Raw genomic sequence first — 516 nt, forward strand, 5'->3', positions numbered from 1 at the left:
TCAATGCGATTATTCCTCCCCTGGCAGTCAACGGCCCCTCGCTGACCATCAGGAAATTCAGCCATGTTCCCCTCACTGTGGCCAACCTGATCGAGTGGGGGTCCATGACCCAGGAGATGGCGGAGTTGCTGAGCGCTTGCGTCCGGGCACGGCTCAACGTCATCGTGTCGGGCGGAACCGGCACAGGCAAGACCACCCTCCTTAACGTGTTGTCCTCCTTCATTCCCGCCTCTGACCGTATCGTCACCATTGAAGATGCGGTAGAACTTCAGCTACAGCAACACCATGTGGTGCGTTTGGAAAGCCGTCCCCCCAATATCGAGGGCAAGGGTGCCATCTCCATCCGCGATCTCGTTCGAAACTCACTCCGCATGAGGCCTGACCGAATTATCGTAGGCGAGGTGCGCGGGGGTGAGTCATTGGACATGCTGCAGGCCATGAACACCGGCCATGACGGTTCTCTGTCCACGGTGCATGCCAATTCTCCCCGCGATGCGATCGCTCGCCTGGAGACCC

At 59.1% G+C, this 516-nt stretch carries 1 protein-coding gene; it reads left to right on the forward strand.

Going from position 1 to position 516, the window contains the following annotated elements:
• On the forward strand, positions 1-516 hold a 516-nt coding region (locus HP499_RS24825), incomplete at both ends, for a CpaF family protein (RefSeq protein WP_172326649.1).

Origin of the sequence: Paenarthrobacter sp. CM16 (genome assembly GCF_013179505.1) — a bacterium.
Classification (GTDB): domain Bacteria; phylum Actinomycetota; class Actinomycetes; order Actinomycetales; family Micrococcaceae; genus Arthrobacter.